The sequence below is a fragment of the Paracoccus panacisoli genome, from assembly GCF_042435015.1.
Taxonomy (GTDB): Bacteria; Pseudomonadota; Alphaproteobacteria; order Rhodobacterales; family Rhodobacteraceae; genus Paracoccus; species Paracoccus panacisoli.
Map to the genome: position 1 here is coordinate 69,134 of NZ_JBHMQU010000009.1, position 24,751 is coordinate 93,884.

Annotated in this window: 24 protein-coding genes, 2 tRNA genes, 1 pseudogene and 2 riboswitches; of the genes and pseudogenes, 6 read left to right on the forward strand and 21 right to left on the reverse strand. The window is 71.0% G+C overall.

Going from position 1 to position 24,751, the window contains the following annotated elements; genetic code table 11:
- Positions 1 to 97: 97 nt before the first annotated feature.
- The gene (locus ACFHYO_RS02000) at positions 98 to 1,189 is read right to left on the reverse strand and encodes an alpha/beta hydrolase (protein WP_394318004.1); all 1,092 of its coding nucleotides are present in this window, start codon (positions 1,187 to 1,189) and stop codon (positions 98 to 100) included.
- 277 nt (positions 1,190 to 1,466) lie between these two features.
- Between ACFHYO_RS02000 and ACFHYO_RS02005 the strand changes: the two are divergent.
- Positions 1,467 to 1,622, forward strand: a pseudogene (locus ACFHYO_RS02005) (IS5/IS1182 family transposase); the annotation flags it as partial.
- 212 nt (positions 1,623 to 1,834) lie between these two features.
- Here ACFHYO_RS02005 and ACFHYO_RS02010 read toward each other — a convergent pair.
- Positions 1,835 to 3,190: an IS1380-like element IS1247 family transposase gene (locus tag ACFHYO_RS02010; RefSeq protein WP_006473457.1), complete on the reverse strand. Its 1,356-nt coding sequence runs from the start codon at positions 3,188 to 3,190 to the stop codon at positions 1,835 to 1,837.
- 427 nt (positions 3,191 to 3,617) lie between these two features.
- A tRNA-Leu gene (locus tag ACFHYO_RS02015) sits at positions 3,618 to 3,703 on the reverse strand.
- A 217-nt stretch (positions 3,704 to 3,920) separates the two neighbouring features.
- Here ACFHYO_RS02015 and ACFHYO_RS02020 point away from each other — a divergent pair.
- On the forward strand, positions 3,921 to 5,045 hold the full coding sequence (locus ACFHYO_RS02020; protein WP_394318007.1) for an alkane 1-monooxygenase: 1,125 nt from the start codon (positions 3,921 to 3,923) through the stop codon (positions 5,043 to 5,045).
- 62 nt (positions 5,046 to 5,107) lie between these two features.
- On the opposite strand, the gene ACFHYO_RS02025 is transcribed toward ACFHYO_RS02020, so the two are convergent.
- From ACFHYO_RS02025 to ACFHYO_RS02050, 6 genes are all read right to left on the reverse strand, one after another.
- Positions 5,108 to 5,590 (reverse strand): hypothetical protein, encoded by a 483-nt coding sequence (locus ACFHYO_RS02025; RefSeq protein ID WP_052512858.1) that lies wholly within the window; start codon positions 5,588 to 5,590, stop codon positions 5,108 to 5,110.
- A 119-nt stretch (positions 5,591 to 5,709) separates the two neighbouring features.
- A complete protein-coding gene (locus ACFHYO_RS02030) occupies positions 5,710 to 6,450 on the reverse strand; it encodes a CbtA family protein (protein WP_394318009.1) in 741 nt (246 codons plus the stop codon).
- A gap of 11 nt (positions 6,451 to 6,461) precedes the next feature.
- A complete protein-coding gene (locus ACFHYO_RS02035) occupies positions 6,462 to 6,671 on the reverse strand; it encodes a CbtB domain-containing protein (protein WP_394318011.1) in 210 nt (69 codons plus the stop codon).
- Between the two features lie 3 nt (positions 6,672 to 6,674).
- Positions 6,675 to 6,815: riboswitch (adenosylcobalamin (AdoCbl) riboswitch) on the reverse strand.
- A 19-nt stretch (positions 6,816 to 6,834) separates the two neighbouring features.
- Complete coding sequence (locus ACFHYO_RS02040) at positions 6,835 to 7,710, reverse strand: DUF6925 family protein (protein ID WP_394318013.1); 876 nt, start codon at positions 7,708 to 7,710, stop codon at positions 6,835 to 6,837.
- Positions 7,707 to 8,651 carry a threonine-phosphate decarboxylase CobD gene (gene cobD / locus ACFHYO_RS02045; RefSeq protein ID WP_394318015.1) on the reverse strand — a complete coding sequence of 315 codons (945 nt, stop codon included), beginning with the start codon at positions 8,649 to 8,651 and terminating at the stop codon, positions 7,707 to 7,709. The genes ACFHYO_RS02040 and cobD overlap by 4 nt, the downstream gene beginning before the upstream one ends.
- Positions 8,644 to 9,504, reverse strand: coding sequence for a propanediol utilization protein (locus ACFHYO_RS02050; protein WP_394318017.1), 861 nt, complete (start codon positions 9,502 to 9,504; stop codon positions 8,644 to 8,646). Before ACFHYO_RS02050 ends, cobD begins: the two co-directional genes overlap by 8 nt.
- On the opposite strand from ACFHYO_RS02050, the gene cobF reads away from it, so the two are divergent.
- Positions 9,503 to 10,246: a precorrin-6A synthase (deacetylating) gene (gene cobF, locus ACFHYO_RS02055; RefSeq protein ID WP_394318019.1), complete on the forward strand. Its 744-nt coding sequence runs from the start codon at positions 9,503 to 9,505 to the stop codon at positions 10,244 to 10,246. The two genes, ACFHYO_RS02050 and cobF, sit on opposite strands and share 2 nt — an antisense overlap.
- Here the strand turns inward: cobF and ACFHYO_RS02060 are convergent.
- Genes ACFHYO_RS02060 through cbiE form a run of 4 tightly spaced genes read right to left on the reverse strand, consistent with a single transcriptional unit; the run spans position 10,237 to position 13,932 of the window.
- A complete protein-coding gene (locus ACFHYO_RS02060; protein ID WP_394318021.1) occupies positions 10,237 to 11,592 on the reverse strand; it encodes a cobyrinic acid a,c-diamide synthase CobB in 1,356 nt (451 codons plus the stop codon). The genes cobF and ACFHYO_RS02060 overlap by 10 nt on opposite strands.
- Positions 11,589 to 12,362, reverse strand: coding sequence for a precorrin-4 C(11)-methyltransferase (gene cobM / locus ACFHYO_RS02065; RefSeq protein WP_394318023.1), 774 nt, complete (start codon positions 12,360 to 12,362; stop codon positions 11,589 to 11,591). The genes ACFHYO_RS02060 and cobM overlap by 4 nt, the downstream gene beginning before the upstream one ends.
- Positions 12,359 to 12,745 (reverse strand): cobalamin biosynthesis protein, encoded by a 387-nt coding sequence (locus ACFHYO_RS02070; RefSeq protein ID WP_394318025.1) that lies wholly within the window; start codon positions 12,743 to 12,745, stop codon positions 12,359 to 12,361. Before ACFHYO_RS02070 ends, cobM begins: the two co-directional genes overlap by 4 nt.
- A 5-nt stretch (positions 12,746 to 12,750) precedes the next feature.
- On the reverse strand, positions 12,751 to 13,932 hold the full coding sequence (gene cbiE / locus ACFHYO_RS02075) for a precorrin-6y C5,15-methyltransferase (decarboxylating) subunit CbiE (RefSeq protein ID WP_394318027.1): 1,182 nt from the start codon (positions 13,930 to 13,932) through the stop codon (positions 12,751 to 12,753).
- On the opposite strand from cbiE, the gene ACFHYO_RS02080 reads away from it, so the two are divergent.
- Entirely contained in the window at positions 13,931 to 14,671 is a 741-nt protein-coding gene (locus tag ACFHYO_RS02080; protein ID WP_394318029.1) for a cobalt-precorrin-6A reductase, read from the forward strand. The two genes, cbiE and ACFHYO_RS02080, sit on opposite strands and share 2 nt — an antisense overlap.
- Here ACFHYO_RS02080 and cobJ read toward each other — a convergent pair.
- Genes cobJ through ACFHYO_RS02115 form a run of 7 tightly spaced genes read right to left on the reverse strand, consistent with a single transcriptional unit; the run spans position 14,650 to position 22,471 of the window.
- Entirely contained in the window at positions 14,650 to 15,384 is a 735-nt protein-coding gene (gene cobJ / locus ACFHYO_RS02085) for a precorrin-3B C(17)-methyltransferase (RefSeq protein ID WP_394318031.1), read from the reverse strand. The two genes, ACFHYO_RS02080 and cobJ, sit on opposite strands and share 22 nt — an antisense overlap.
- Positions 15,381 to 16,103, reverse strand: a complete 723-nt coding sequence (cobI, locus tag ACFHYO_RS02090; protein WP_394318033.1) for a precorrin-2 C(20)-methyltransferase — start codon at positions 16,101 to 16,103, stop codon at positions 15,381 to 15,383. Before cobI ends, cobJ begins: the two co-directional genes overlap by 4 nt.
- Positions 16,100 to 16,732, reverse strand: coding sequence for a precorrin-8X methylmutase (locus ACFHYO_RS02095; protein WP_394318035.1), 633 nt, complete (start codon positions 16,730 to 16,732; stop codon positions 16,100 to 16,102). The genes cobI and ACFHYO_RS02095 overlap by 4 nt, the downstream gene beginning before the upstream one ends.
- Positions 16,722 to 17,849, reverse strand: coding sequence for a ferredoxin-like domain-containing protein (locus ACFHYO_RS02100; RefSeq protein WP_394318037.1), 1,128 nt, complete (start codon positions 17,847 to 17,849; stop codon positions 16,722 to 16,724). The genes ACFHYO_RS02095 and ACFHYO_RS02100 overlap by 11 nt, the downstream gene beginning before the upstream one ends.
- Positions 17,846 to 21,097 (reverse strand): cobaltochelatase subunit CobN, encoded by a 3,252-nt coding sequence (cobN, locus tag ACFHYO_RS02105; protein WP_394318038.1) that lies wholly within the window; start codon positions 21,095 to 21,097, stop codon positions 17,846 to 17,848. The genes ACFHYO_RS02100 and cobN overlap by 4 nt, the downstream gene beginning before the upstream one ends.
- Entirely contained in the window at positions 21,097 to 22,110 is a 1,014-nt protein-coding gene (gene cobW, locus ACFHYO_RS02110) for a cobalamin biosynthesis protein CobW (protein ID WP_394318100.1), read from the reverse strand. Before cobW ends, cobN begins: the two co-directional genes overlap by 1 nt.
- Positions 22,097 to 22,471 carry a DUF1636 domain-containing protein gene (locus tag ACFHYO_RS02115; protein WP_394318040.1) on the reverse strand — a complete coding sequence of 125 codons (375 nt, stop codon included), beginning with the start codon at positions 22,469 to 22,471 and terminating at the stop codon, positions 22,097 to 22,099. The genes cobW and ACFHYO_RS02115 overlap by 14 nt, the downstream gene beginning before the upstream one ends.
- A gap of 115 nt (positions 22,472 to 22,586) precedes the next feature.
- Positions 22,587 to 22,811: riboswitch (cobalamin riboswitch) on the reverse strand.
- A 35-nt stretch (positions 22,812 to 22,846) separates the two neighbouring features.
- Between ACFHYO_RS02115 and cobO the strand changes: the two genes are divergently transcribed.
- Together cobO and cbiB are read left to right on the forward strand one after the other, a co-directional pair.
- Positions 22,847 to 23,473, forward strand: a complete 627-nt coding sequence (gene cobO / locus ACFHYO_RS02120; protein WP_036709635.1) for a cob(I)yrinic acid a,c-diamide adenosyltransferase — start codon at positions 22,847 to 22,849, stop codon at positions 23,471 to 23,473.
- A 174-nt stretch (positions 23,474 to 23,647) separates the two neighbouring features.
- Positions 23,648 to 24,589, forward strand: a complete 942-nt coding sequence (cbiB, locus tag ACFHYO_RS02125) for an adenosylcobinamide-phosphate synthase CbiB (RefSeq protein ID WP_156127470.1) — start codon at positions 23,648 to 23,650, stop codon at positions 24,587 to 24,589.
- A gap of 56 nt (positions 24,590 to 24,645) precedes the next feature.
- Here cbiB and ACFHYO_RS02130 read toward each other — a convergent pair.
- Positions 24,646 to 24,719: transfer RNA gene (locus ACFHYO_RS02130), tRNA-Gly, on the reverse strand.
- Between the last annotated feature and the right edge of the window lie 32 nt (positions 24,720 to 24,751).

Below are 24,751 nucleotides of genomic sequence, written 5' to 3' on the forward strand. Positions count from 1 at the left end.
GAAACGCTCGAACTGGAACGTGATGGCCGCGAGAGACCAGGCCAGGAGAAATATCAGCGCGACGCCGAAAAGCACGGCTCCGATCTTGCGCCGCATTCTACTGCCCCAGAGCCGCGTCCACGATCCGCAGAGGCGCCGAAAGGAGTTGACCGGTCGAGCTCAGGACAAAGGCGCCTGCCTCGGTGAATGTCCGGCCCTGTCGCGTCTCGCGGCCCAGTGCGGGATAGGCGGTTGCCAGCTTGATGTACCGGTCATGATTGAGGCCGCTGCTGGCGCCCACGGCGGATATGTCGATCAGGACCACGTCGCCCTGCTGCGCCGCGGCCTGAACGGCAGGATCAGTGATATCAAGGGCGCCCACGCGCGTGCGCTGACCCGCAAAACCGGAAAGTCCAAGCGCACGATCATCCGGCGAAACCATGATCACGATCGGGGTGTCCATCTTCCCGATCACCGCAAGCTGCTGGCGGAACACGTCCACATCGATATCGGGGGCCGCCAGCAGGACCTCCAGACGGGACAGCGCCTCGTCCTCACCGGCAATCCTCATCTGGCGCAACGTCTCCATCACGAGCCATCCGCCCATGGAGTGGCCAAAGACCGTGACCGGCTTTCCACCCGAGGTCTCGGCAAGCCGCGTCAGAAGCTCGGCCAGCGCATCGCGTGAATAGGTCACCGACTCCCGGTCGCTGGCGTAACCCAGCGGCGTTGCGGCGGAAGGCCAGGAGAACAGGACCGGCGCGTCGGAGATCTGCGCATCGGCCGCCATCTGCGCCGTGCGGAACAGGGACTCGGGGAAATTGTAGTTATAGCCATGGACGAAAACGCCCGCGCCATTCGGACTGGCGGCATTCACCCCTCGGATGAAGGCCTTTCCGTCAAGACGCTTGTGGGAGGCGACGGCGAAATCCGTCTGCGGATCTGTCGGGCCCTCCGGCCATTCGATCTCGCCCGGAACGTGGTTGGGCGGAATGGAAACGACGAACTCCGCGAAGTGGGGCTGCGGCGAGCGGACGCTCGTAAAGCCATCTGCCGGAACCGGAGCTGTCTCTCGGGTCGTCGCCACGAATATCCGCTCGGTCTCGCCCTGAGGCGCTGCCGCACCGACCGGCCAGATCGTGCGCGTGTCCGGTCGCGCTGCACAGCCAGCCAGTGCGCAGCAGAACAGAAGCAGCGAAGGTCTGATCATTCTTGTCTCGGAGCTAGGAGGAAATGGTGGTTTGCGGCACCAAGCAGGTACGTATGAAGTGAAATTTCTGCGGTAGCAACAGAACGCAAGACGTAACCTGCACCCGACGGATGGCCGTCCGGACCAAGTCACCTTCGGCACCATCGCCCCGGATATCAAAATATAGTACTTGGCTCGCCGCACTGTCCCCTCACTTATCAGGCCGCTGAAATAGTCGGCTCTCGACGTAGTTTGCAGAACATGATTCATCGCTGGCAGGAAGACAGTGGGAGTGATCATGCGCGGAGCGGACGAGACGAGCGGGTCGCTGTTCAGCTATGCTGATCTTGAGGACCGCATCCCTGCGCGGCACCCTTTGCGCAAGATCCGACAGGTCGTGAATGACGCGCTCGCCAGCCTCGATGATGAATTCGACCGTCTTTATCCTGCATTCCCCAAGTGGCGTGTCGTTTGAGGTGAAGATCGCCTGTATCCGAGCGCTAGACAAGGATTTTCTGCCGCAAGCGGCACCTGCGGTCGCGCAGACTGCTGGATCTGGACGGATCAGACCGCGAAGCCGCTGTTTCCTTGCCCAGGGGCGGCGTTTTTCAGCGCAGCGGACAGATCTGTCCAGCCGCTTTCGTTCAGTTTGAGCGTGGATCGCGATCATGCGCATAGCGGTGGCGCTCGCAATCGGCGGATAGCGGCGAGGATGGCGCGTACCATCGTGCCGGTGACAGCGACCTCGGCCAGCTGGAAGGTGATGGTGCGGGCGTGACGGACCACACGTGCCCCGATCTTGATCAGCTTCAGTTGCAGGCTGGTCAACGACCAGTCGGCCATGGCCTCGGGCAGCTCGATGCAGCGCAAGAAGGTGGCCAGGTTGTACGCCAGGGCGTGCAGTTGCAGCCGCACCTCATTGTCGCGGAACTTCCGGCACGACAGCCGCGTCCAGCGAAAGGCGTATTTGCCCTCTTTGATGTGCTGCTCGGCGGTGCCGCGCTGGTTGTAGAACCGCACCACCCAGTCCGGCTCCATCGGCAGGTTGGTGACGATGAAGCCGACACGCGGGAACAGTTCGCCCGGATGCCATTCGATCTTGGCGATCACCCGGCGTTCCTTGTCCCAGGACGCCGCCTGATACTCGAATTCCTCGAAGAACCGCTTGACCTTGGTCAGTGACGGCCGCCCGACAGGGCGCGTTAGCCGATGCGCGATCTTGTCCTTGAGGACCGCGTTTGCGGGCAGCCGGATGGCGTAGAAGAACCGCGCTTCTTCCAATCGCTCATAGATCGCCGGGATCGCGTAGGCAGCATCGGCCCGGAAGAACCTGCCACCAAGGTCGCGCTCCGCGTAGCGCGCAATTACGGGGTCGAGAACATCACGCCAGCCATCGGCGCTGTGGACGTTGCCATGGCGCAGGGCGCAGCGTTCCAGCATCCCGAACTGGTTGAACAGAAAGTTGGGGTGATAGCAGCTACAGTCGAAATGGCCATTCCAGGCGGACCCTTCCTGGTCGCCATGGGTCGGGCTGACCGAGCTGTCCATGTCCAGAACGATGTACTTCAGCCCGTTACGGTCATGGAACCGGTCGATCCATTGCCCGTTCAGGTCGGCCAGCGCGGCACGGTTCCCGGCCAGAGCCAGCGTCTCGGTCTCGAACCGTCCCATCTGCGATGCCGAGGCCGCTTGTGCATCGACCGCTCTGCCGCCGACAACTTGGCGCATGACCGGATCGCAGGCGAGACGGTTGGCGTCGTTGACATCCTCGTATCCGGCCAGCCGCCCAAAGACTGATTGCCGGAACAGGCCGTCGAGCCGATGGACCGTGTTCTTGCCAGAGCGAGTATCGCGCAGCGCCGCTGACGCCAAATCGGACAACCCGAGCGCGTCATCAAGCTCGCGCATCACCAGAAGGCCGCCGTCGGAACTGAGCTGCGTGCCGCGAAATTCCAGCCGCACGCGAGGGTCGAAATCCACCCGATCTGCCCGTTGCAAGCCCGCACCCTCTGGGTGATCCATGAAACGCGCCCCTCGCAGCCTTCAACACCATGTTTTATATAGGAAATATAATGGTCAGGACAGCGAAATCAGCGCCTTACTTGGGAAATGTGGGTTGATACCGACACCAGAACCGTTGCGAAGAAGCTTGAAGAGCGTATCGACAGGCTGGAGCGGCAGAAGTTTGTCTTGGCTGAGAAGGCCTCAAAGCCGATGCCTACACGGGCGAGGCTGGAGGAATGTATGGAACTCGCACTTAAGTTCCTGTCAAGTCCTTGGAGTATTTACAAAAATGGCAGTTATGCGGTGAAACAAACGGTGCTCAAACTGGCCTTCGCTGAGCCTCCGAAATACTGCCGAGTCAACGGGTATGGAACTCTGGAAACTTCGTTCCATTTCAAGGTGTTAGGGAGCATCACAGGCCCAAATCATGGGTTTTGTGGAGAAATGGTGCGGGCGGCGGGACTTGAACCCGCACGGCCGTTGGGCCCAGGGAGTTTAAGTCCCATGCGTCTACCATTCCGCCACGCCCGCACGCGGATCGGGGTAAGCGCGGACGGGCGATGCTGCAAGGGGGTCCGCCTGCGACGCGCACGCGCCCACGCTACGGGCGGCCGCACCGGCCGCCGCGCCCTGAACCCGAGCCGCGCGACCGTCAGCCGCCGCAATCCGGCGTCTTTCTGGCCCAAATCACCCATCCCGCCGCGGTCCCCCGTTCCGCCGGCGGCCCCGGCGCGCTAGAACCCTCGGCATGAGCCCGCTCCGCTCCGCCCTGCCGTTCTGGATGTCGCTGGCGCTGGTGCCGCTCGCCGGGCTGGCGATGGCGCGGGGCGGCTGGTGGTGGGCGCTGATCCCGGCCTACGCGTGGTATCTCGTCACCGGGCTCGACGCGCTTCTGGGGCTGAACACCGAGAACCCGGACCCCGAGACCCCGACCGCGCGGCTGGTCTGGCACCGCGCCATCACGGTGATCTGGCCGCCGGTGCAGGCGGTGGTGCTGTTCACCGCGATCTGGGTCGCCACCCACGGCGCCCATCTCGGCACCGGCGAGAAGCTGGGCCTGTTCTTCGGCCTCGGTGTGATGACCGGCACAATCGGCATGGTCTACGCCCACGAGCTTCTGCACCAGAAACCCGCGTGGGAGCGGGCGTTGGGCGACCTGCTGCTCGCCATGACGCTGTATTCCCATTTCCGCAGCGAGCATCTGCTCGTCCATCACGCCTGGGTCGCCACCCCCCGCGACGCCGTCTCCGCGCGCTACAACGAGGGGTTCTATCGCTTCTTCGCCCGCGTGCTCAGCGACTGCCCGCGCTCGGCCTGGCGCGCCGAGCGGCGGCTGCTGGCCCGGGCCGGGCGGCCCTGGTGGGACCGGCGCAACCCCTTCTGGCGCTACGCCGCCCTGCAGGGCGCGATGCTGGCGCTCGCCGCCGCGCTCGGCGGGTGGGAGGGGCTGGCGCTGTTCCTCTGGCAGGCCTTCGTCGCCGTCTGGCAGCTCGAGCTGACGAACTACGTCGAGCACTACGGCCTCACCCGCCGCCACATGGGCGAGGGGCGCTACGAGCCGGTGCGCCCGCGCCACAGCTGGAATGCGGCGCACACGGCGTCGAACTGGCTGCTCATCAACCTCCAGCGGCACTCGGACCACCACTACAAGCCCGACCGGCGCTTTCCGCTCTTGCAGACCTACACCCCCGACGAGGCCCCGCAGCTGCCCTACGGCTACCCGGCGATGACCTTCGTGGCGATGGTCCCACCGTGGTGGCGGCGGCGGATGAACCCGCGGGTCCGGGCCTGGCGGCGGCAGTTCTATCCCGACATCGCGGACTGGAAACCCTACGCGCAGGGCGAGCTGCCGATGCCGCGCGGGGCGCTGTAGGGAATTGGCGTACCGGGCGTACCCGGCGCGGATGGGACGACCCCCTCCTGGTTCGGGCGCGATCAGGTGGAACGGCCGGCCACCCTGCCCGCCGGCCGCCGCATCGCCCATCCCCCGCCCGCCACCACAGCGCCTGCAACCGCGAACGCCGCAAGGCTCGGCCAGTGGCCCAGAACCGCGACCCAGTCCGGCCGGATGACCTCGGCGGTGCTGAACGCGGCGCCGCTGTAGGCGCAGAGGCTCAGCGCGGCCCCCTCGGCCATCATCTCGCCCTCGATCGCGTAGACCAGGCGCTCCACCACCGCATCCTCGGGCCGAAGCGCCCGAACCCGCAGCAGCGCGTCGCGGGTGGCGGCCAGATAGGCGTGGGCGCAGAGGTTGAAGGGGCTCGACTCGTCGGTCACCGTACCCGGGACCAGCCCCCACAGGCAGGTGGCCGACTGGATCTCGGCGAAGTTGGTCAGGCGGCGCAGGGTGTCGTCCGGCGGATAATGCCGGGCCGTCAGGCGCAGGATCTCGCCACGGTGCCGAGCGATCACGGCCATCTGCCCGTGGGTCAGGCTCGGGATACCGATTCCCTCGGGCGGCGGCCCCCCGGCCCTGTGTGCCAGCGCCGCGCCGGGCGAGAGGAGACTCGCACCCAGCGCGGCTGCGATGAGGTGTCTCACGCCAGGGCGCGACGGCGCAGGGACGGACCTTCGACCAACGGCTCGGCCAGCGCGCCGAAGATCAGCCCGATGCCTGCCCACAGTACCGCGTGGATGCCCAGCGAGATCATCCGGAACCGCCAGAGCGAGTCGGCGGCGAACCCCGCAGGCACCTCGTTGATCGCCGGCAGTGCCAGCAGCACCGCCACGACGGCAGCGAGCCAGGCGAAGCCCGCGACGAGCCCCGCAGTCCAGCCTCCACGCTCGGCCCAGAGCCGGCGAGCCAGCTGGACTGCCAGCACCGTCAGCGCGATCGAGATCACGAGCATCAGGAAGAACAGCGCGGTCCGCGCGCCAATGGTCTCGGCGCTGCCGACGGCGGGCGGGTTCGGCCCGTATTTCACCTGCGGGACGAGGACGATCGTGATCCACGCGACGACCGCCAGCACCGCTGCGGTCGCGCGCGCAGCCAGACCCGTCGCCCGCCCGTAGACGAAGGCAAAGACAAGCGCGAATAGCCCGCCGACGGCCGTGCCATAGGCGAGGATGCCGGTGGCAAGACCGATGGTCGACTGCACCGCCCGGCTGACCAGCTCAGGCTCGGCGCCCGGGTCCTCGCCCGCCGCGATAGCCGCCCGTTCCTCGAACCCGATGGCGTAGTTCACCTCGGGTTCGCCGAAGACATATGCGACGCCAAATGCCAGCACCGCCGCGATCAGCCCGGCAATCATGCCGCGCAGCAAGAGTTGTCCCACCATGTCGGCCAGCCTCAGTGGCAGGGGAAGCCGAGGAGGTGACGGGCGTCGTGCACGAACTCGTGCACCATGCCGTCGCCGCCAAGGATCGAGAGCGCGCCTTCCTCGGCGGTCACGAAATAGATGCCGAGGATCAGCATCAGCCCGGCGAAAATCGCCCACGGCAGGATCTCGCGCGCCGGTATCGCGACCGGCTGCGGATAGGAATACGTCATGTCAGACATGGAAAGCCCTCCTGGGATTGCGCGTCCCGTTGAAGTTATGGCCAGGATCAAAGGTCTGACTCCCGGGAGGTTTCCCCCGGTCACAGTGGCGCGACCGTGCCGGAATTTCACCGGCTTCTCCAATCCTTGGCAGGGTCAGCGATACGGCCCGCCCGCGACCCTGTCAATTCGTTGCACCCCCGAGGGCGCGCAGCAGCGCCGGGTCGTAGTGCCGAAGCCAGCGCTCGGGCGGCGGCGCCCCGTCCTGCGCCATCGCCTGCCGCAGGGCGACGCGGATCACCGCCATGCCGTGGCGGTCGACAGGCATCGCCTCGAACCTGCCGCGGGCCAGCAGCGCCTGCACCCGCTGCTTGAGCCGCCACAGGTCGGGTCGGCCGTGCTTTGCCAGGAGGGCCTGAAAGGCCGCATGGCGACCGGGGTCGAACTCCGCCGGAAGGCCGAGGCGCGCCCGGGCGGGATGCGGGGGAAAGACATGGGCGGCAGCGCTCCACCCCGAGGGCATCGGCGTGGTCGCGGGCGGGGTCGTGCCCAGCCGGTGCACGGGCAAGGTTCCGGCGACGTGCCGCTGTTCGATCCGGGCGATGGCCGTCTCAACGATCCAGACGGCCGGCAGCGCGGCGACATCCGAGGCCTCGTCCCACGTCAGCCCCTCGCGCCGGGCCATCGCCGTGGGATCGTCGGGGCGGACCAGCACCCGCGTCACACCGTCCCCGACCCCCAGATCCCAGGCCAGCCGGTCGCGGTCGGCCGGCACGATCGCGCCACGATCGGGACCGCCGGGTGCAATGCGGCCGCCGCCTTCGGGCTGGCGTCCGGTCACGCACAGCGCCACGCCATGGTTCCAGCCGAAGGGGTCGGCGCTGATCGTCTCGAACGCCAGCAGACGCGGCGCCCCGTCCAGCCGCAGGCTGGCCGGGCCGTTACGGGCGACCGGCGGGGTGCCCTCGACCGTCCCGGACGGCAGGAACGCCGCCACGCCGACCGGAGAGCCCACGCTCCAGACGTGATCCGGGGCCGCCAGCATCGCCCGCAGCGTCACGCCAGCGCTCTCGCCACGCGGTCCCACTCGTCCGGTGCGGGAAGGCCGAGACGGATCAGCCGCGGCGACCACGGAAAGATGCGGCTGTGGATGCGATGGCGCGCCAGCCGGGCCTGCGCCGCCGCCGCGTCGGGCGTCTCATAGAGGCGAAAGAGCGCTGTGCCTCCGACACGGGGCCAAGGGGACAGCCGGTCCAGCCGCAGCGCGTCCTGCGCCAGCCGCTCGGCGGTCGCGCGCTGCCAGTCGCGGTCGCCCAGCGCCTGCGCCCCGATCTCGACCGCCGCGCCGGACACCGGCCATGGCCCCGCCAGCGCGGCCAGTCGCCCGGCCGCTTCCGGCGCGCCCAGCGCGAAGCCCAGTCGCAGCCCGGCAAGACCGTAGAACTTGCCGAACGACCGCAGCACCCACAGGCCCGGCTGCCCCGTCTCGCCCGCCAGCGACAGCTCGGGGACCGGATCGGCGAAACTCTCGTCCACGACCAGCGCGCCGAGTTGTGGCAGAAGGGCTCGCAGCACGGTGGGCAGCAGGATCCGGCCGTCGGGGTTGTTGGGATTGACCACGACCGCCAGATTGGCGCCGGCCAGCGCCTCGGGATCGGTCACGGCCTCGACCCGCCAGCCTGCGGCCCCAAGTGCGGCGGCGTGTTCGTTGTAGGTGGGCGACAGCACCCGGGCGCGGCCCGGCGGGCCGAGGCGCGGAATCAGCTGGATCGCTTGCTGGGCACCCGAAAGCGGCACGATCGCCCCGGACACGCCCCATGCGGTGCGGGCCGCCTCGGCCAGACGGTTCATGTCGGCCCGCGTGGGAAGGTCGGTCCATGCCCGGGCGGGCAGCGCCGGCACGGGCCAAGGAACGCGGTTGATACCGGTCGACAGGTCGATCCAGTCCGCGCCACCCCATCGCGCCCGCGCCGCATCAAGGTCGCCGCCGTGGTCACGCATTCCCGCCTCCGATCCGATAGCTCAGCACGCCGCGAAAACCCGCGGTGCGGAGTTCCGCTTCGGCCCCCGCAGGCGGTGTGCCCGGCCGAAACAACAGCGCCCGCGCCGGACCGGTATGGCCAATGGCGAACCCGGCTGCACCGAGGCGCCGTGCCAGCGCCTCGGTTGGATCGTCCTGCGGACCACGCAGGGCCAGGGTCCGACGTGCCGACTCCGCCGCCACGCGGGCGATGCTGTCCGCATCGGTACAGGCCAGCGGCCAGCGGGCCAGCAGGTCCGCAACATCGGCAAACCGCACGTCTGCCGGATCCGTCCGCTGGGGCGGACCGAGAAAGCCCGCCACCACCTCGAGCGGGGGGAGCGCCGGCAGGCGGCCGACCGCCACGCCCCGGCGCGAGGCCCAGACCAGCCGTTCGGGGGCCGCGTCCATCAACGGATCGCTCGCCCCCTCGATCGCCACGCAGGCGGCGGCAAGGCGCGCCTCATCCGCGCCCGCCGCGCGGGCCAGTGCCACCAGCGCCGCCGTCGAGGCGCCGGCCCCGCCGCCCGGTGGCAACTCTCCGCGCAGCAGGAACCGCCCGGTGACCGGCAGGTCCAGCGCCCGCAGCAGCGCCGCGGCCCGCGCGCGGTCCAGCGCGACGAGGCCACTGCATTCAAGCGCGAAGGCGCCCGTCCGGCGCTGCGCCGTCACGGCCAGCGGTGGACACGGCAGGGTGATCAGCACGACCGGGCCCGCGGGCCCCAGCCGGCCCTGAACCAACTCGCCCATGTGCCCTGCCACCCGCACCACTCGGGGGTTTCCCTCGGCCGGGTGCTGTGGCTTCTGCGCCGGGGGCAACACGAGGTCAGCCATGGAACTTCTGCTCGTCGGCATCGGCACCGGCAATCCCGAGCACCTGACGCTGCAGGCGATCCGGGCGCTGAACCGGGCCGACCTTGTGCTGGTCCCGCGCAAGGGCGCGGACAAGGCCGATCTTGCCGAACTGCGTCGCGCGATCGTGGCCGAGGTGGTGACGAACCCCGCCACGACCATCGCCGAATTCGACATGCCCGTGCGGGATCCCGACAACCCCTCGTATCTTGCGCGCGTGAACGACTGGCACGATGCCATCGCCGCCCGGTGGGCGGAGGCCATCGCCGAGCATCCGGGCGCGGCCACCGTGGCGCTGCTGGTCTGGGGCGACCCGTCGCTCTACGACAGCACGCTGCGGATCGCGGCGCGGCTTCCGGGCTGCGACGTCACCGTCGTCCCCGGGCTGATGTCGCCGCAGGTGCTCGCCGCCGCGCACGGCATCCCGTTGAACGATCTGGGCGCACCGTTTCTCGTGACCACGGGCCGCCGGCTGCGCGACACGGGCTGGCCCGCCGGCATCGACACGCTGGTGGTGATGCTGGACGGCGACTGCGCGTTCCAGACGCTCGACCCGGGCGACGTGACCATCTGGTGGGGCGCCTACGTCGGCATGACCCAGCAGATCATCGACCATGGTCCGCTGGCCGAGGCCGGGCCACGGATCGTCGCCGGGCGCGCGGCGGCGCAGGCGGCGCATGGCTGGATCATGGACATCTATCTGCTGCGCCGGGGTCATGCCTGAACCGCCCCGAGAGGATCGGTCCTCCGCACCTGTTGGCCCAGCGCCGACGCGCGCGCGATCAGGTGGAAAAACGTGCCCGTCACGCGGCCACGCCGCGATCCGGTCTCGGCCACCTCGACGCCCTCGGCATCGGTGACGCGGGCGAGCGGCGCGTCAGGCTGCGACAGGATCGTTGAGTAGTGGAACTCGTGCCCGCGCAGGCAGGTGCCGGCGTCATGGCCCGGGATCGGCGCAGCCAACTCGACAAGCCGGTAGCCGAGATGCATCCGCCTCGTCTCATAGCTGGTGACGAGGCCCAGCAGGCCTGCCATCCGGTGCCGCGTGCCCCCGGCGTCCACCAGCGCCTCGCCCAGCACCATGTAGCCGCCGCACTCACCATGCACCGGTCCCGGAAACGCGCGCAGCCCGGCAAGGAAGCGGCCGGCCGCGGCCAACGCCCCGGCGTGAAGCTCGGGGTAGCCGCCCGGCAGCCAGCACACGTCGGCTGCGGGCGGCGGCTCGTCAGCGAGGGGCGAGAAGGGCAGCACCTCGGCCCCCTGCCGGTGCCACGCGTCCAGCAGATGCGGATAGGCAAAGGAAAACGCCGCGTCCCGGGCCAGCGCGATACGCTGGCCGGGCGGGGGCGAAAGGGCGGGTCTGCCCGGGGCAACCCCGCCCGCAGCGGCCGCCTTGATCGCCGCCAGGTCCACGTGCTGCCGCAGAAACGCGGCATACCGGGCGACGGCGGCCTGCAGGCCGGGATGCTCGACCGCCTGCACGAGGCCGAGGTGGCGTTCGGGTATGGTCAGGTCGCCGCGCCTCGGCAGCACCCCGAGCACCGGCAGGCCGACCGCCTCCATCCCCAGTCGGCACAGACGCTCGTGGCGGGGCGAAGCGACGCGGTTCAGGATCACCCCTGCCACCCGCACGTCGCGGCGAAAACGCGCCAGACCCATGGCGAGGGCCGCCACCGTCTGCGCCGCGCCCGAGGCGTCCAGCACCGCGATCACGGGCCAGCCCGTCAGCGCGGCCAGGTCGGCGCTGGCGCCGGTCCCGCACTCGCCCGTGCGGGCCACGCCGTCGAACAGCCCCATCGACCCCTCCGCCAGCGCCATCTCGCCGCCCTGCGCGAGTTGCGCGGCGAGAAGTTCGCGCGGCATGGCCCAGCTGTCGAGGTTGAAGCTCTCGCGCCCGCAGGCGGCCCGGTGGAAGGCGGGGTCGATATAGTCCGGGCCGCATTTGTAGGGCTGAACGGCGACGCCGTCTTCGGCAAGGCAGCGCAGAAGGCCGAGCATCACCGTGGTCTTGCCCGCCCCCGATGACGGGGCGGACACGATCAGGCCAGGGGTGGGCGCAAGGGGGCTCATCCCTTCACCGCATCCGCCCGCCCGGCCCTGAAGCGGCGGTCATAGTCGGCGGCATAGAGGCGGCTGTCCTCGAATCCCTCCTGCGCCAAGGCCGGGCCGACGAGGATCAGCGCCGTGCGCTCCATCGTTGCTCCGACCTGCGCGGCTATGGTCGAAAGCGTGCCGCACACCACCCGCTCGTCCGGCCAACTGGCCCGCCAGACCACGGCGACCGGTCCGTCGGGGCCGTAGTGGCGGGCCAGTTCGGCGGCCACCTCGTCCAGCCGGTGGATCGACAGGTGAATCGCCAGCGTCGCCCCGGTGGCGGCAAAACGTCCCAGCGCCTCGCCTTCGGGCACGGGCGAGGCCCGCCCGCCGGTGCGGGTCAGCACCACGCTCTGCGCCAGTCCCGGCAGCGTCAGTTCGGCCCCGAGCGCCGCAGCGCTCGCGGCGAAGGACGGAACGCCGGGGGTCACGGTATACGGGATGCCCATGGCGCGCAGCCGCCGCGCCTGCTCGCCCATCGCCGACCACACCGAGACATCGCCCGAGTGCAGCCGCGCCACGTCCTGCCCCGCCATGTGGGCCGCGGCGATTTCGGCCATGATCGCGTCGAGGTCCATCGGTGCCGTGTTCACGATGTGCGCGCCGGCCGGGCAATGGGCCAGAATGGCCTCGGGGATCAGCGAACCTGCGTAAAGGCAGACCGGGCATGCGGCGATCAGGTCACGCCCGCGCAGGGTCAGCAGGTCAGGCGCGCCGGGGCCGGCGCCGATGAAATGGACGGTCATGCGGGTTCTCCGGTGAACGCAAGGGCAGCGGTGGCGAGGCGGTCGGCCGAGACCGACCGGCCGGCCGCAAGGCGAGCGCCGGGTCCGAGAGCAGCCAGCGCCGCCGCCTCGCAGACGCTGCCGGTGGAAAAGCGTTCCATCGACGCGGTGCTTTGGGTCGGCGTCTCGACCTCTGCCAGCGCGCGGTCGGCGATCCAGACCAGCTCGTATCCCTGTCGGGTCAGCATCAGCGACAGCGGATGCCCGGCCTTGCGCGCCGGCAGGGCGAGCCTTGTGACTCCAGCCGCCCCGGCCCGGTCCAACGCATCGAGGACCGAGGCGAGGCCCGCCCTGTCCCGAAACCCAATCCCGGCGAGTTTCATCGTCAGGGGCTTCACCGCCACGGACCTCATCGCATCACGCTCCACTGGACGATCGGATAGGCGGTTTTCCAGCCGCGCTTGCGGCCCAGGGGGGCGGCTTCGGCCAATTCGATGCGCAGCAGGCTGCCGCCCCGTTCGCCATGCCGGCTCGTCAGCAGCGCTTCGGTTTCAAGCGTCACGGCGTGGACAACCAGCCGCGTGCCCGGCGCCAGCCGGTCCCACAGCGCATCAATCAGCGAAACGTTGCAGCCGCCGCCGACGAAGACCGCCTGCGGGTCGGGCAGGCCGTCGAGATGATCGAGCGCCTGGCCCTGACGGACCTCAAGCCAGTCCACGCCCAGCCTTGCCGCATTCGCCTGCGCGCGTGCAGCCCGGGCGGGATCGGCCTCGATTCCGATCGCCCGGTTGCGGGGATGGGCCAGCAGCCATTCGATCCCGATCGAGCCCGACCCTGCGCCGATGTCCCACAGCAGTTCACCCGGACGGGGTGCCAGCGCCGACAGCGCCAGCGCGCGGACCGGACGCTTGGTGATCTGGCCATCGTGATCGAAGAACCCGTCCGGGACACCTGCAGTGCAGGGCACCACCCGGCCCGCGCCGTCCACCTCGAGCGACGCCGCGACCAGAGGGTCGATCTTGTCCAGCGCAAACCCCTCCGCCTGCGCCGCACGCAGGCGTTCGGCGGGACCGCCGAGCCGCTCCATCACGGTGAGCCGGGTAGCGCCGAACCCCTCGGCCACCAGCCACGCGGCCATCCGCGCCACCGCCGCACCATCGCGCAGGGTCACGATCAGCCGGGCGCCCGGCGCCAGGTGCGGGCGCAGCCGCTGGACTGGCGCGGCGTGAAGCCCGAGGCAGGTGACCTCTTCGAGCCGCCATCCCAGCCGCGCGGCAGCGAGCGAGAAGACTGAGGGGGCCAGGAACGCCCGCCACTCGTCCGCCGGCAGAGCCGCGGCCAGCGACCCGCCCGCGCCGTGCCAGAACGGGTCACCCGAGGCGAGCACCGCCACCCGCCGGCCGCGCAGCGCCAGCACCGGCGCAACCGAGAACGGCACCGGCCACGCGCGCCCGTCCGGGTGGTCGATCATCGCCAGATGCCGCGGGCCGCCGAACACCACCTCGGCCGCGTCCAGCGCGGCGCGGCTTGCCTTTGGCAGGCCCGCCGCGCCATCTTCGCCGATGCCGACGATCGAAAGCCACTCAGCCATGACGACCCTCATCCTCGGCGGAACCACCGAGGCCAGCCAACTGGCCGCCGCACTGTCCGAGGCCGGTCTGCCTGCCATCCTGTCCTATGCCGGACGCACCGAACGACCCCGTCCGCAGCCGGTGCCGACCCGCACCGGCGGCTTCGGCGGGGCCGAAGGCCTGGCGGCCTTTCTGCGCGAACGCGGGATCCGACGGGTGATCGATGCCACCCATCCCTTCGCCGCGCGGATCAGCGGCAACGCGGTGATCGCCTGCGCTGCGACCGGCATCCCGCTGCTGGCGCTCGAGCGTCTGGCCTGGCGCCCCCGTCCCGGCGACCGCTGGATCACGGTTCCCGATCTTCCGGCCGCCGCAGCCCTGCTGTCGGGTCCACCGCAGCGGGTGTTTCTGGCGATCGGCCGCCAGCACCTCGCCGCCTTCGCGGGCCAGCCGCAGCATCATTACCTGCTGCGGCTCGTCGATCCGCCAGAGGGGCCGCTGCCCCTGCCCGATTGCGCGGTCGAGATTGCCCGCGGCCCATTCGACACAGCCGGCGACCGGGCGCTGATGCAGCAGCACGGCATCACCCTGATCGTGGCGAAGAACGCCGGGGGCAGCGGGGCCGAGGCCAAGCTGAGCGCCGCGCGCGACCTGTCGCTGCCGGTGATCCTGATCGACCGGCCCGCGATCCCAGCCCGGCCGGTAACCGCCAGCGTCGCCGAGGCCCTGGACTGGTGTCATGCCGACCTCGGCGTGTAGACGAACCGGCCGACCTTGCGGGTGAGGGACGAGCCGACCAGCACCACCGTCCGCATGTCGGCCATCTCAGGCGTCGCGTCGCCCAGCGGGACGGTGTGGATCTGCTGGTCGGGGGTCGAGACGGCGCGGGCGAAGATCACCAGCCGCGCGGGCTCGCAGAGCCGCCGCAGAAGGTCTAGCACCTCGCCGAACTGCCCCGGCCGCGCCTTCGAGCGAGGGTTGTAGAACGCCATGGCGAAATCCCCCTCGACCGCCAGCCGCACCCGATTCAGCACCATGTCGAAAGGCTTGAGATTGTCCGACAGGTTGATCGCGCAAAAATCATGTCCGAGCGGCGCACCGGCCGCCGCCGCCGCCGCGAGCATCGCGGTGATCCCGGGCAGCACGCGCAGCTCGATCCCCTGCCAGTCCGCCCGCGCCTCGAGCGCCTCGAAGAGCGCGGCGGCCATGGCAAACACCCCCGGATCGCCAGAGGACACCACCACCACCCGCCGCCCGCTTGCTGCCATCTCGAGCGCAGCGCGGCCGCGATCCAGTTCGACCCGGTTGTCGGAGGGATGCAGCACCAGCCCCGCGCGCGGCGCGACGCGGGCGACATAGGGAACATAGCCCACCACGTCGGTCGCCTCGGCCAGCGCCGCCGACACCTCAGGCGTCACCATGGCCTCGGCCCCCGGTCCGAGACCCGCGACCACCACCCACCCTGCGCTCATGGCCGCCGCCCCCGGCCGTGGACCAGCACGATCGAGAAATAGGGAACGGTCCCGCCCACCTCGTCGAGCCGCCGCACCCGCTCGGCCGGCATGGTGCCATGCTCGACGAGCCATGCATCGCCGATCCGGCCCGCCGTGGTCAGCGCAGTCTTGAGCTTGGCCAGATTGCGGCCGATCTTCATCACCACCAACGCATCGGTGTCGGCGGCGCGGCGGGCGAGCTCGGCTTGCGGCAGGGTTGCGGGCAGGACCGTCAGCACGTCGTCGCCCCAGGTGATCGGCGCCCCGGTTGCGGTCCAGCAGCCGGCCATGCCCGGGATGCCCGGCACCACCTCGACCAGGTCCCGCGGCAGGCGGGCGTGCAGGTGCATGAAGCTGCCGTAGAAGAACGGGTCACCCTCGCACAGCACCACCACGTCGCCCGACCCCGCCCGCGCGGCCAGCCGCGCCGTCCAGTGGTCGTAGAACGGCGCCAGCGCGGCCTTGTAGCCGGGATCGTCAAGCGGGATCTCGGTCGTGACGGGATACTCCATTGCCCATTCCTCGACACCGGCCGGGATCAGCCCCTCGACGAGCCGCCGCGCCTGTCCGGGCCGGCCGGCCTTTCGGAAATACGCCACCACGCTCGCACTGGTCAGCAGCCGATGGGCCTTGACGCTCATCAGCTCGGGATCGCCGGGGCCGAGGCCGATGCAGATCACCTTGCCGGGCACGGTCATTCCCGCCCGCCCGCGAGGGCGTTGACGGCAGCGACGGCGATCGCCGACCCGCCGAGCCGGCCGTCCACCACGCACCAGGGCACCGGGTTGTCCGCTGCCAGCGCCGCCTTGGATTCCGCCGCGCCGATGAAGCCGACCGGGCAGCCGATGATCGCCGCGGGGCGCGGGAACGCAGGGTCTTCATGCATCAGGTTCAGCAGGTGAAAAAGCGCCGTCGGCGCGTTGCCGATAGCCACCACGGCGCCAGCAAGGTGAGGGCGCCACAATTCGACCGCCGCGGCGCTGCGGGTGTTGCCGATTCGGGCGGCCAGCGCCGGCACCCGCGGGTCGTGCAGCGTGCAGATCACCTCGTTCCCGGCCGGCAGACGCGCGCGCGTGATCCCCTCGCTGACCATCCGCGCGTCACAGAGGATCGGCGCGCCGCCCTCGAGCGCGCGCCGGGCGGCCACGGCGAAGCCTGGGGCAAAGCGGATGTGGGGCGCCAGGGCGACCATGCCGCTGGCATGGATCATGCGGACGGCCACCACCTCCTCATCGGGGGAGAAGCGGGCGAGGGCGGCCTCGGCGCGGATGGTGGCGAAGGACGCGCGATAGATCGCGGCGCCGTTCGTTTCGTAGTCATGGCGCAAGATGGCCTCGCAAGCGGTCGGGGATGTCGGTTTCGGTCAGGCCCCGTGCGACGGGATTGCCGCCTGCGGGACCGTTGAGGATCAGGTCGAAGCGCCCGTCGCGCCCGGTCAGGGTGGCGGTCGCCGGGCCGGGATGCGCGCAGCCCTTGGCGCAGCCCGAGACGTGCAGCACGCCCCCCGGCGGCACGAGGGGTGCAAGCCGGGCGGCCAGCCCCCGCGTCTCGACCTCGGCCGAGGTGCAGCCGGGCGCGCCGGTACAGGCAGCGACGCGCAGGCGGGGGTCGTCGGGATCGGCGATCAGGCCGGGGTGCGCGGGCAGGTCGGAGAGCCCCTCGAGCACTACCGAACGCCAAGGGGTGAGCCGCAGGGGCGCCACCGACAGATGGCGCAGAACACCGGCCCGCATCTGCCCGAAGGGCACGGCGCAGCAGGCGCCGAAGGGCGTCGGGCCGGGCTTCACCGCCCTGCCCTGCCCCGGCGGTGTCGTGGCGACGAGCGGCGGGCGAGTACCCTCTGCAACCAGGCGCGCCATGCGAGTCGCGGACCCGCGGCAGGCGGCGAACCACCGGGCCAGCTCCACCGCGCGGCCGGGCGCGGCCTGAGGTGTCACCGGCTCTCCTATCGCCATGCCGTCGGCGCGCAGGATCAGCCCGCCCCCCACGGCCCGCTCGATCCGGATGTCGGCCGAGGCGTCCCCCAGCACCGCCTGTGCGCCGGTATCGACGGCGAAGCCGAACTTGGCCGGCAGGACGGGCGCCGCGGCCAGCGCTGCCTCGAGTTCCGCAACGAGCGCCGGCGTCTCCCCCCCGGTCCAGACCGGCGTGGTCAGGATATTGCGCCGTGCCTCGGCCGCCGGATCCGGATCGAGCAGCCCCAGCCCTGCGAGCGCCCCCTGCAACGCGGAAAGGGTATCCGCCCGCACCCCGCGCAGTTGCAGATGCGCCCGACTGCCAAGGTCGATCAGACCGTTGCCGTGGACCTCGGCCAGATCGGCGATGGCCTGCACCTGCGCCACCGTCAGACGCCCCCCGTGCGGGCGGATGCGGACCACGAGTCCGTCACCGCTTGCCATCGGCCGCAGGGCACCGGGGCACCAGCCTTTCACCGTGCCGCTCATGACACCCCCATCGCGCGACTGTTCGAGCGCGTCTGCCACACCCCGGCCTCGGCCAGTGCGGCGAAGCGGGCCTGCATGGCCGCCAGCGCACCCGGGTTTTCGGCCGCGAGGAACGTGTGAACGTCGGCCGTCCCGAGCGTCGCGTCGTGATAGAGGTCGAAGAGATGCCCCGGAACCACGCCGGCCAGATGCGCGAAGGCCGCCAGATGGTCCAGCGTGGCCGCGATCTCGGCTGCGCCGCGGAAGCCGTGGCGCATCATGCCGGCGATCCAGCGCGGATTGGCGGCGCGAGCGCGGGTGACGCGGGCGATCTCCTCGGCCAGCGGCCGGGCCTTCGGCGCCTCGGGCCGGGTCGCATCAAGGTGATAGAGCGCGGGCGCGGGCGCCCCGAGCCGGGCCATCGCAGCCGCGAAGCCGGCCTCGTGCGCGGCATAATCCTCGGCCAGCAGCAGGTCGGTCTCGGGCAGGTCCTGGACGTGGACGAAGCCTTCGGCCGCGCGCAGGCGGGATTCGAGGGTGCCGCGGGCCGGTACGCCGGCCGCAGAGTGGGCCGAGGCTGCAAGCCACGCCTCGCCGGCGGCCCGCCGCGCTTCGTCGGTCAGCGCCCCGGTGGATAGCCCGAGGCCATAGAGCCCCGGCGCAGGGGCGAACACACGGGGGCCGGGGATTGCCGCGACATACGGGTTCATGTCGGCCGCCTCGTCGCGCTGCGCGAGCGCCGTTGTCGCCGCCTCGAACAGCCGCGCAAGGTCGGAGAAGACGTCCCGGAACAGCCCCGAGACGCGCAGCGTGACCTCGATCCGCGGCCGGTCCATCAGCGCCAGCGGCAGGATCTCGTAGCCCGTGACCCGGTCCGATCCCTCGTCCCAGACCGGCCTGACCCCGGCCAGATGCATCGCCATGGCGAACTCCTCGCCCGCCGTGCGCATCGTGGCGCTGCCCCAGAGGTTGACCACCAGTCCGCGCGGATACTCGCCCTGATCCTGCAGATGGCGGCGGACCAGCTCTTCCGCCAACTTCACCCCCTGGGCATGGGCAGCGCGCGACGGCACGGCGCGGGGGTCGGTGCCATAGAGGTTACGACCGGTCGGCAGCACGTCCACCCGGCCCCGGAAGGGCGAACCCGAGGGGCCGGGCGCGACCGGCTTGCCGCAGAGTGCGTCGATCAGGGCCCGCCGTTCGGCGGCGATCGAGGCGGCATCGCCCGCCCATCCCCCATCCGCCCGCGGCGTGCCGCGGCCCCAGACGTGCAGGCCCTCGCCAAACTGGCTCTCCTTCAGGTCACAGACGAAGCGGTCGATGCGGGGGATCGCTTCGGCCGGCCCCGCGTCGGCCGGCAGGTCCAGGTCGTCCTCGATCCCCGCGTGCTGAGCCTCGGCGCGGATGGCCGCGATCAGGCGGGTCCGGCGGCCGGGGTCGAGGCCGTCGGCGGTGGAGTATTCGTCGAGCAGCCGTTCCAGCCGGTGAAGGGCCGGCGGCATCCCGGCCTCGGCCAGCGGCGGCGTGAGATGCCCGAGGGTCACGGCCCCAAGCCGGCGGCGGGCCTGCGCGGCCTCACCCGGGTCGTTGACGATGAAGGGATAGATCGCCGGCATGGCGCCGGTCAGCGCGGCTGGCCAGCACCCGGCCGACAGCGCCGCAGACTTGCCCGGCAGCCATTCGAGCGTCCCATGCGCGCCGACATGAACCAGCGCGTCCGCTTGCGCCTGCAACCACAGGTAGAGCGCAACATAGGCGTGGCAGGGCACTCGGCCCATGTCGTGGTATTCATCCTCACGGCCGGGGCCGGGGCTGCGTTCGGGTTGCAGCGCGACGATCGCATTTCCCCGGCGGGTGGCGGCGAAGGCAAAGGCGCCCCCGGTCACGGCCGCGTCCTCCTCGGGGCGGCCGTGGGTGGCCAGCAGGCTCTCGCGCAGCACCGGGGGCAGTGTCGCCAGCGCCGCGCGATAGTCGGCGAGCGGCCAGAGGATGCGCTCGGTCAGCGCCTCGTCCAGCGCCGGGCCGGGGACGACGGCATGGCCCGCGGCGGCGAGATCCGCCAACATCGCCTCGGCCGAGGCGAGCGCGTCGAGGCCCACCGCATGGGCCATCCGGTGCGCCTTGCCGGGATAGGTCGACAGTACCAGCGCCACCCTTCGCTGACCCGCGGACAGGCAGGCGAGGCGGTGCCAGGCGGCCACCCGCGCGACTAGGGCGGCGATGCGCTCGGCATCGGGTGCGTGCGCAGTGCGGGCGAACTGCAGCGCGGGATCGGGTGCCGCGATGCCCTTGAACGAGATCACGCCCGCGCCGATGCGCCCGTCCACCTCGGGCAGCGCGACGTGCATGGCAAGGTCCGCGGGCGAGAGGCCGCGATCCGATGCGGCCCATTGGGCGCGCGTTGCGGTCGCGTGGATCGCCTGGAACACTGGCACGCCCGCGGCATCGAGGGGCGAGTCGTCAGCGGCGCGGGCCGAGAACGCGGTCGTGTTCACCACCGCCGCCGGAGCAAGCCGGACCAGCATCTCGCGCAGCCACGCGGCGGCGTCCGGCGCCTTGAGGCTCGGCACGAACAGCCCGACGGCGCGGAACCCCGCCGCCTCGAGCCCGCGGATCAGCCCGGCCACGCCCGCCGTATCGGCGGCAGCGGCCCACGCCCGGTAGAACGGGACAGCCACAAGGGGGGCGTCGCCCGCAGGAACGTCCGGCAGGACCCCACCTGCGGGATGCCACAGCCCGAAGGGTGGCAGGCTCTCGCCCTGAGGTCCGGCCCCCGCGGCCAGCCCGGCGGTCCGCGCCAGCTCGGACAGTGCAGCCTGAGCGGCGATCTCGCCCCCCGCCTCGCACAGCGCCGACAGGCGGCGCAGGGTCGGGATCGGCAGCGTCGAGGCGGCGTCCAGCGCCGGATCGGGCCGGCCATCCGCAGGCAGAAACGCCAGCGCGATCCCCTTGTCGCGCGCCAGCCGGGCGACCTGCTCGACCCCGTAGGTCCACCACGACGCGCCGCCGATCAGGCGGATCAGCACCCCGCGCGCATGGGACAGCGTGCGGTCGAGGTAGGTGTCGACCGACAGCGGATGCGTCAGCGCGGCCAGATTGGCGAGCCGCAGCGCCGGCAGCCCCCCGCCGGCACGCCGCCAGCCAGCCGCGAAAGCGCCGAGGTCGCTGTCCGAGAAGGACAGCACCACCAGATCCGCGGGCGCCTGCCCGAGATCGCGGGGCGCGTCCGCCTCGTCCAGCCCGTGGCTTTCGCGGAACAGGACGTGCATCAGATCAGCGCGGCCTTCACCGCATCGGCGTCGAGGTCGCCCTTCTCTGCGATCACCACCAGCCGCCCCTGCCGGGGCTGCGCGCCCCAGGGCCGGTCGAACTGGTGGCGCACCCGTGCGCCCACGGCCTGCACCAGCAGCCGCATCGGCTTGCCCGAGACGGCCACATGGCCCTTGACCCTCAGTATCCGCTGTGCGGCCGCCAGGTCCGCCACCTTCGCGGCGAGTGCCTGCGGGTCGTCAACCTCGGGCAGATCGATGACCACGGTGTCGAAATCGTCGTGGTCGTGATCCGCCTCGCCGTCGTGATGCGACGGGCGGGCGTCGATCCCGTCCTCGACCGCGGCGCCGATCCCCAGCACGACGCGCGCGTCGATCACCCCGTCGGACAGCGGCAGCATCGGCAAGGCACGCGGGGCCTCGGCGGCGATGATCTTCCGCGCCGCCTCGAGCCCCTCGGGCCCGGCCAGATCGGCCTTGGACAGCAGCACGAGGTCGGCGCAGGCGATCTGGTCCTCGAACACTTCCGACAGCGGCGTCTCGTGGTCGGCCTCGGTGCCGGGATGGGCGGGGTCGGGGGCAAAGATGCCCGCCGCCACCGCCTCGGCATCGGCGACCGCCACCACCCCGTCGATGGAGATCCGCGACCGCAGCTCGGGCCAGTCGAACGCCTTGAGCAGGGGCTTGGGCAGCGCCAGCCCGGAAGTCTCGATCACGATGTTGTCCGGCCGCGGATCCAGCGCCATCAGCCGCTCGATCGCCGGGATGAACTCGTCGGCCACCGTGCAGCAGATGCAGCCGTTGGTCAGTTCGAGGATGTTGGCCTCGGGGCAATCGGCGTTGGCGCAGGCGCGGATCAGGTCGCCGTCCACGCCCACGTCGCCGAACTCGTTGACGAGCACCGCCAGCCGCCGCCCGCCGGGGTTCTGCAGCAGGTGTCGGATGAGCGTGGTCTTTCCGGCCCCGAGGAAGCCGGTGATGATGGTGACGGGGGTTTTTTCAAGGGGCATCAGGGGCCTCGGCTGGTGGGATACGGGCGATGGTGTTCTTGCGGATGACCTCGGGACGCTGGCGCCACGGCACCACGCCATCCGGCGCGGCCGCGTAGGCGTCGATCATGGCGATGAGGTCGGCAAGGTCGCGGTCGGGGTCGAGCGCGCCCTGCACATAGGTCCACTTGCCCGGGCCGCGGAACACGACTGCGCAGCCGCCCGCGCAGGCCGACAGGCATTCCTGCCTCCGGTGGGGAATGCCGCGCGCGGCAAGCGCGGCTGACAGCCGGCTCCCGTCGCGCGGCGCATCGGGGTCGGCGCCGGGTCGGCGGCAGGTGGTACAGACCACCAGCTCGGCCCAGCCTCTCGTCTCATCACCCATCGGCCCCTCCGGCCATACGAGTCAGGGCGGACGGGGAAATGAACGGGGTGCCGGGCCATGGGCCGCGAACAACTCCGGTCTGCGGCTCACCCCGGCCACGGCTTCGGACAGCCCCCTTCGAGGGCCGACGCTGGCAGGTCTCCCGGCTTGCGGATGTCGGGGGCCTGGCAGCACCCCGGCGGGCGCCCTGCCTTCCCGGTTTCCCAGTGGCGGTGGGCGACCTCTCCGGTCACGGTCGCGGGGGCGGCTGCGCTTGACCCGTGTCCCTTGGATGGACGGCAGGCTGTCGCATTCCCTCTTCGCCTGCCGTAAGGCAGGAACCAGCGATGCGGTGACCCAAGCCACCTCGCGCCTGGGAAGTCAAGAAGAGGGCAGATGACGGACATCGACGTGACGCCGCAGGATGCCGCCGCTCATGCCGCGAAAAAGGCACGGATCAAGACCGCACGCGACCGCATGATGCAGCACCGGACGGACGAGAAGGGGCTGGTCATCGTCCTGACCGGGCCGGGCAAGGGCAAGTCGTCCTCGGCCTTCGGCATGATCCTGCGCTGCATCGCCCACGGGATGCCCTGCGCGGTGGTGCAGTTCATCAAGGGGGCCATGGCCACCGGTGAGCGCGAGTTGCTGGTCGGACGCTTCGGCGACCTCTGCCAGTTTCACACGATGGGTGAGGGTTTCACGTGGGAGACGCAGGATCTGGCCCGCGACAGAGCGGCGGCGGCACGAGCGTGGGACACGACGAAGGCCCTGATCCGCGACCCCGCCAACCGCATGGTGCTGCTGGACGAGATCAACATCGCGCTGCGCTACGACTATCTGGACGTGACCGAGGTGACGGTTTTCCTGCGCGACGAGAAGCCGCCGATGACCCATGTCGTGCTGACCGGCCGCAACGCGAAACCCGAACTGCTCGAGATCGCCGATCTGGTCACCGAGATGCAGGCGGTGAAGCACCCGTTCCGGGCGGGGATCCGGGCGCAGGCCGGGGTGGAGTTCTGATCCCGTGACCGCGTCGATGCTGGCGGGCGCGCGTGTGTCGCGCAGGGTTGTGGGATCGCGGCGTGGTGTCGCGCGCCGCAGCGGTCCGGACCAAGTTGGGGGCCATACGGCCCCGGTCGCCCTTGCCGGTCGTGTCATTTCGGCCGCGCCGAAGCGAACCTGCCGGAACGCTCGGTGATGTTCGCGGGCCCGATGCTGGTGGCGATGGCGGTGGATGCCGCCCTCGGCTGGCCCGACCGGCTGTTCACCCGGATCGGCCATCCGGTGACCTGGATCGGGGCGCTCATCGCCGCTCTCGACCGACAATGGAACCGCGAGGAGGACCGCCCGGCCCGCCGCCGCGCCGCCGGGGTGCTCTGCGTGCTGGCGACGGTCGGGGCGGCGGCGCTACCGGCCCTCGCATTGCAGGCGCTGATGCCCGGCGGCTGGGTGGGGATGGTACTGACCGGGCTGCTCGCGTGGCCGCTGCTGGCGTTGCGCTCGCTCGACGAGCATGTGGCGGCCGTCGCCCGGCCGCTGGCGCAGGGCGACCTTCCCGCCGCCCGGATCGCCGTCGCCCGGATCGTGGGGCGCGACCCCGCGCGGCTGGATGAGGCCGGCGTGGCGCGCGCAGCGCTCGAGAGCCTGGCCGAGAACGCCTCGGACGGGGTGGTCGCCCCGCTGTTCTGGGGCCTGTTGCTGGGCCTGCCGGGGATCGCCGCCTACAAGGCGATCAACACGCTCGATTCGATGATTGGCCACCGCACCCCGCGGCACGAGGCCTTCGGCTGGGTCGCGGCGCGGCTGGACGATGCCGTGAACCTGATCCCGGCGCGAGTGACGGCCCTGACCCTCGCCCTCGCATCGCCCCGCCCCCGCGCCGCGCTGGCGACGGTGCGACGGGACGCCCGGCGGCACCGGTCGCCCAACGCCGGCTGGCCCGAAGCCGCGATGGCCGGTGGGCTGGGCATCCGCCTGTCAGGCCCGCGCGTCTACGCAGGCGGCATCCATGACGAACCGTGGGTGAACGCGCAGGCCCCCGATCCCGGCGCCTCCGACATCAACCGTGGGCTCGGGGTCTGGCGGCGGGGTATGCTGGCGCTGGCAGGGGTGCTGGGGGTGATGGCGCTGGCGTGATGCGGATCCGCGGGCACTCGACCGGACACCGGGGAATCCTGCGATCGGTGTGTGCTTGGAGCGGGTGATGGGAATCGAACCCACGTATTCAGCTTGGAAGGCTGCTGCTCTACCATTGAGCTACACCCGCGCCCGCCCGGACTAGCGCAGCCCCGCCTGCGG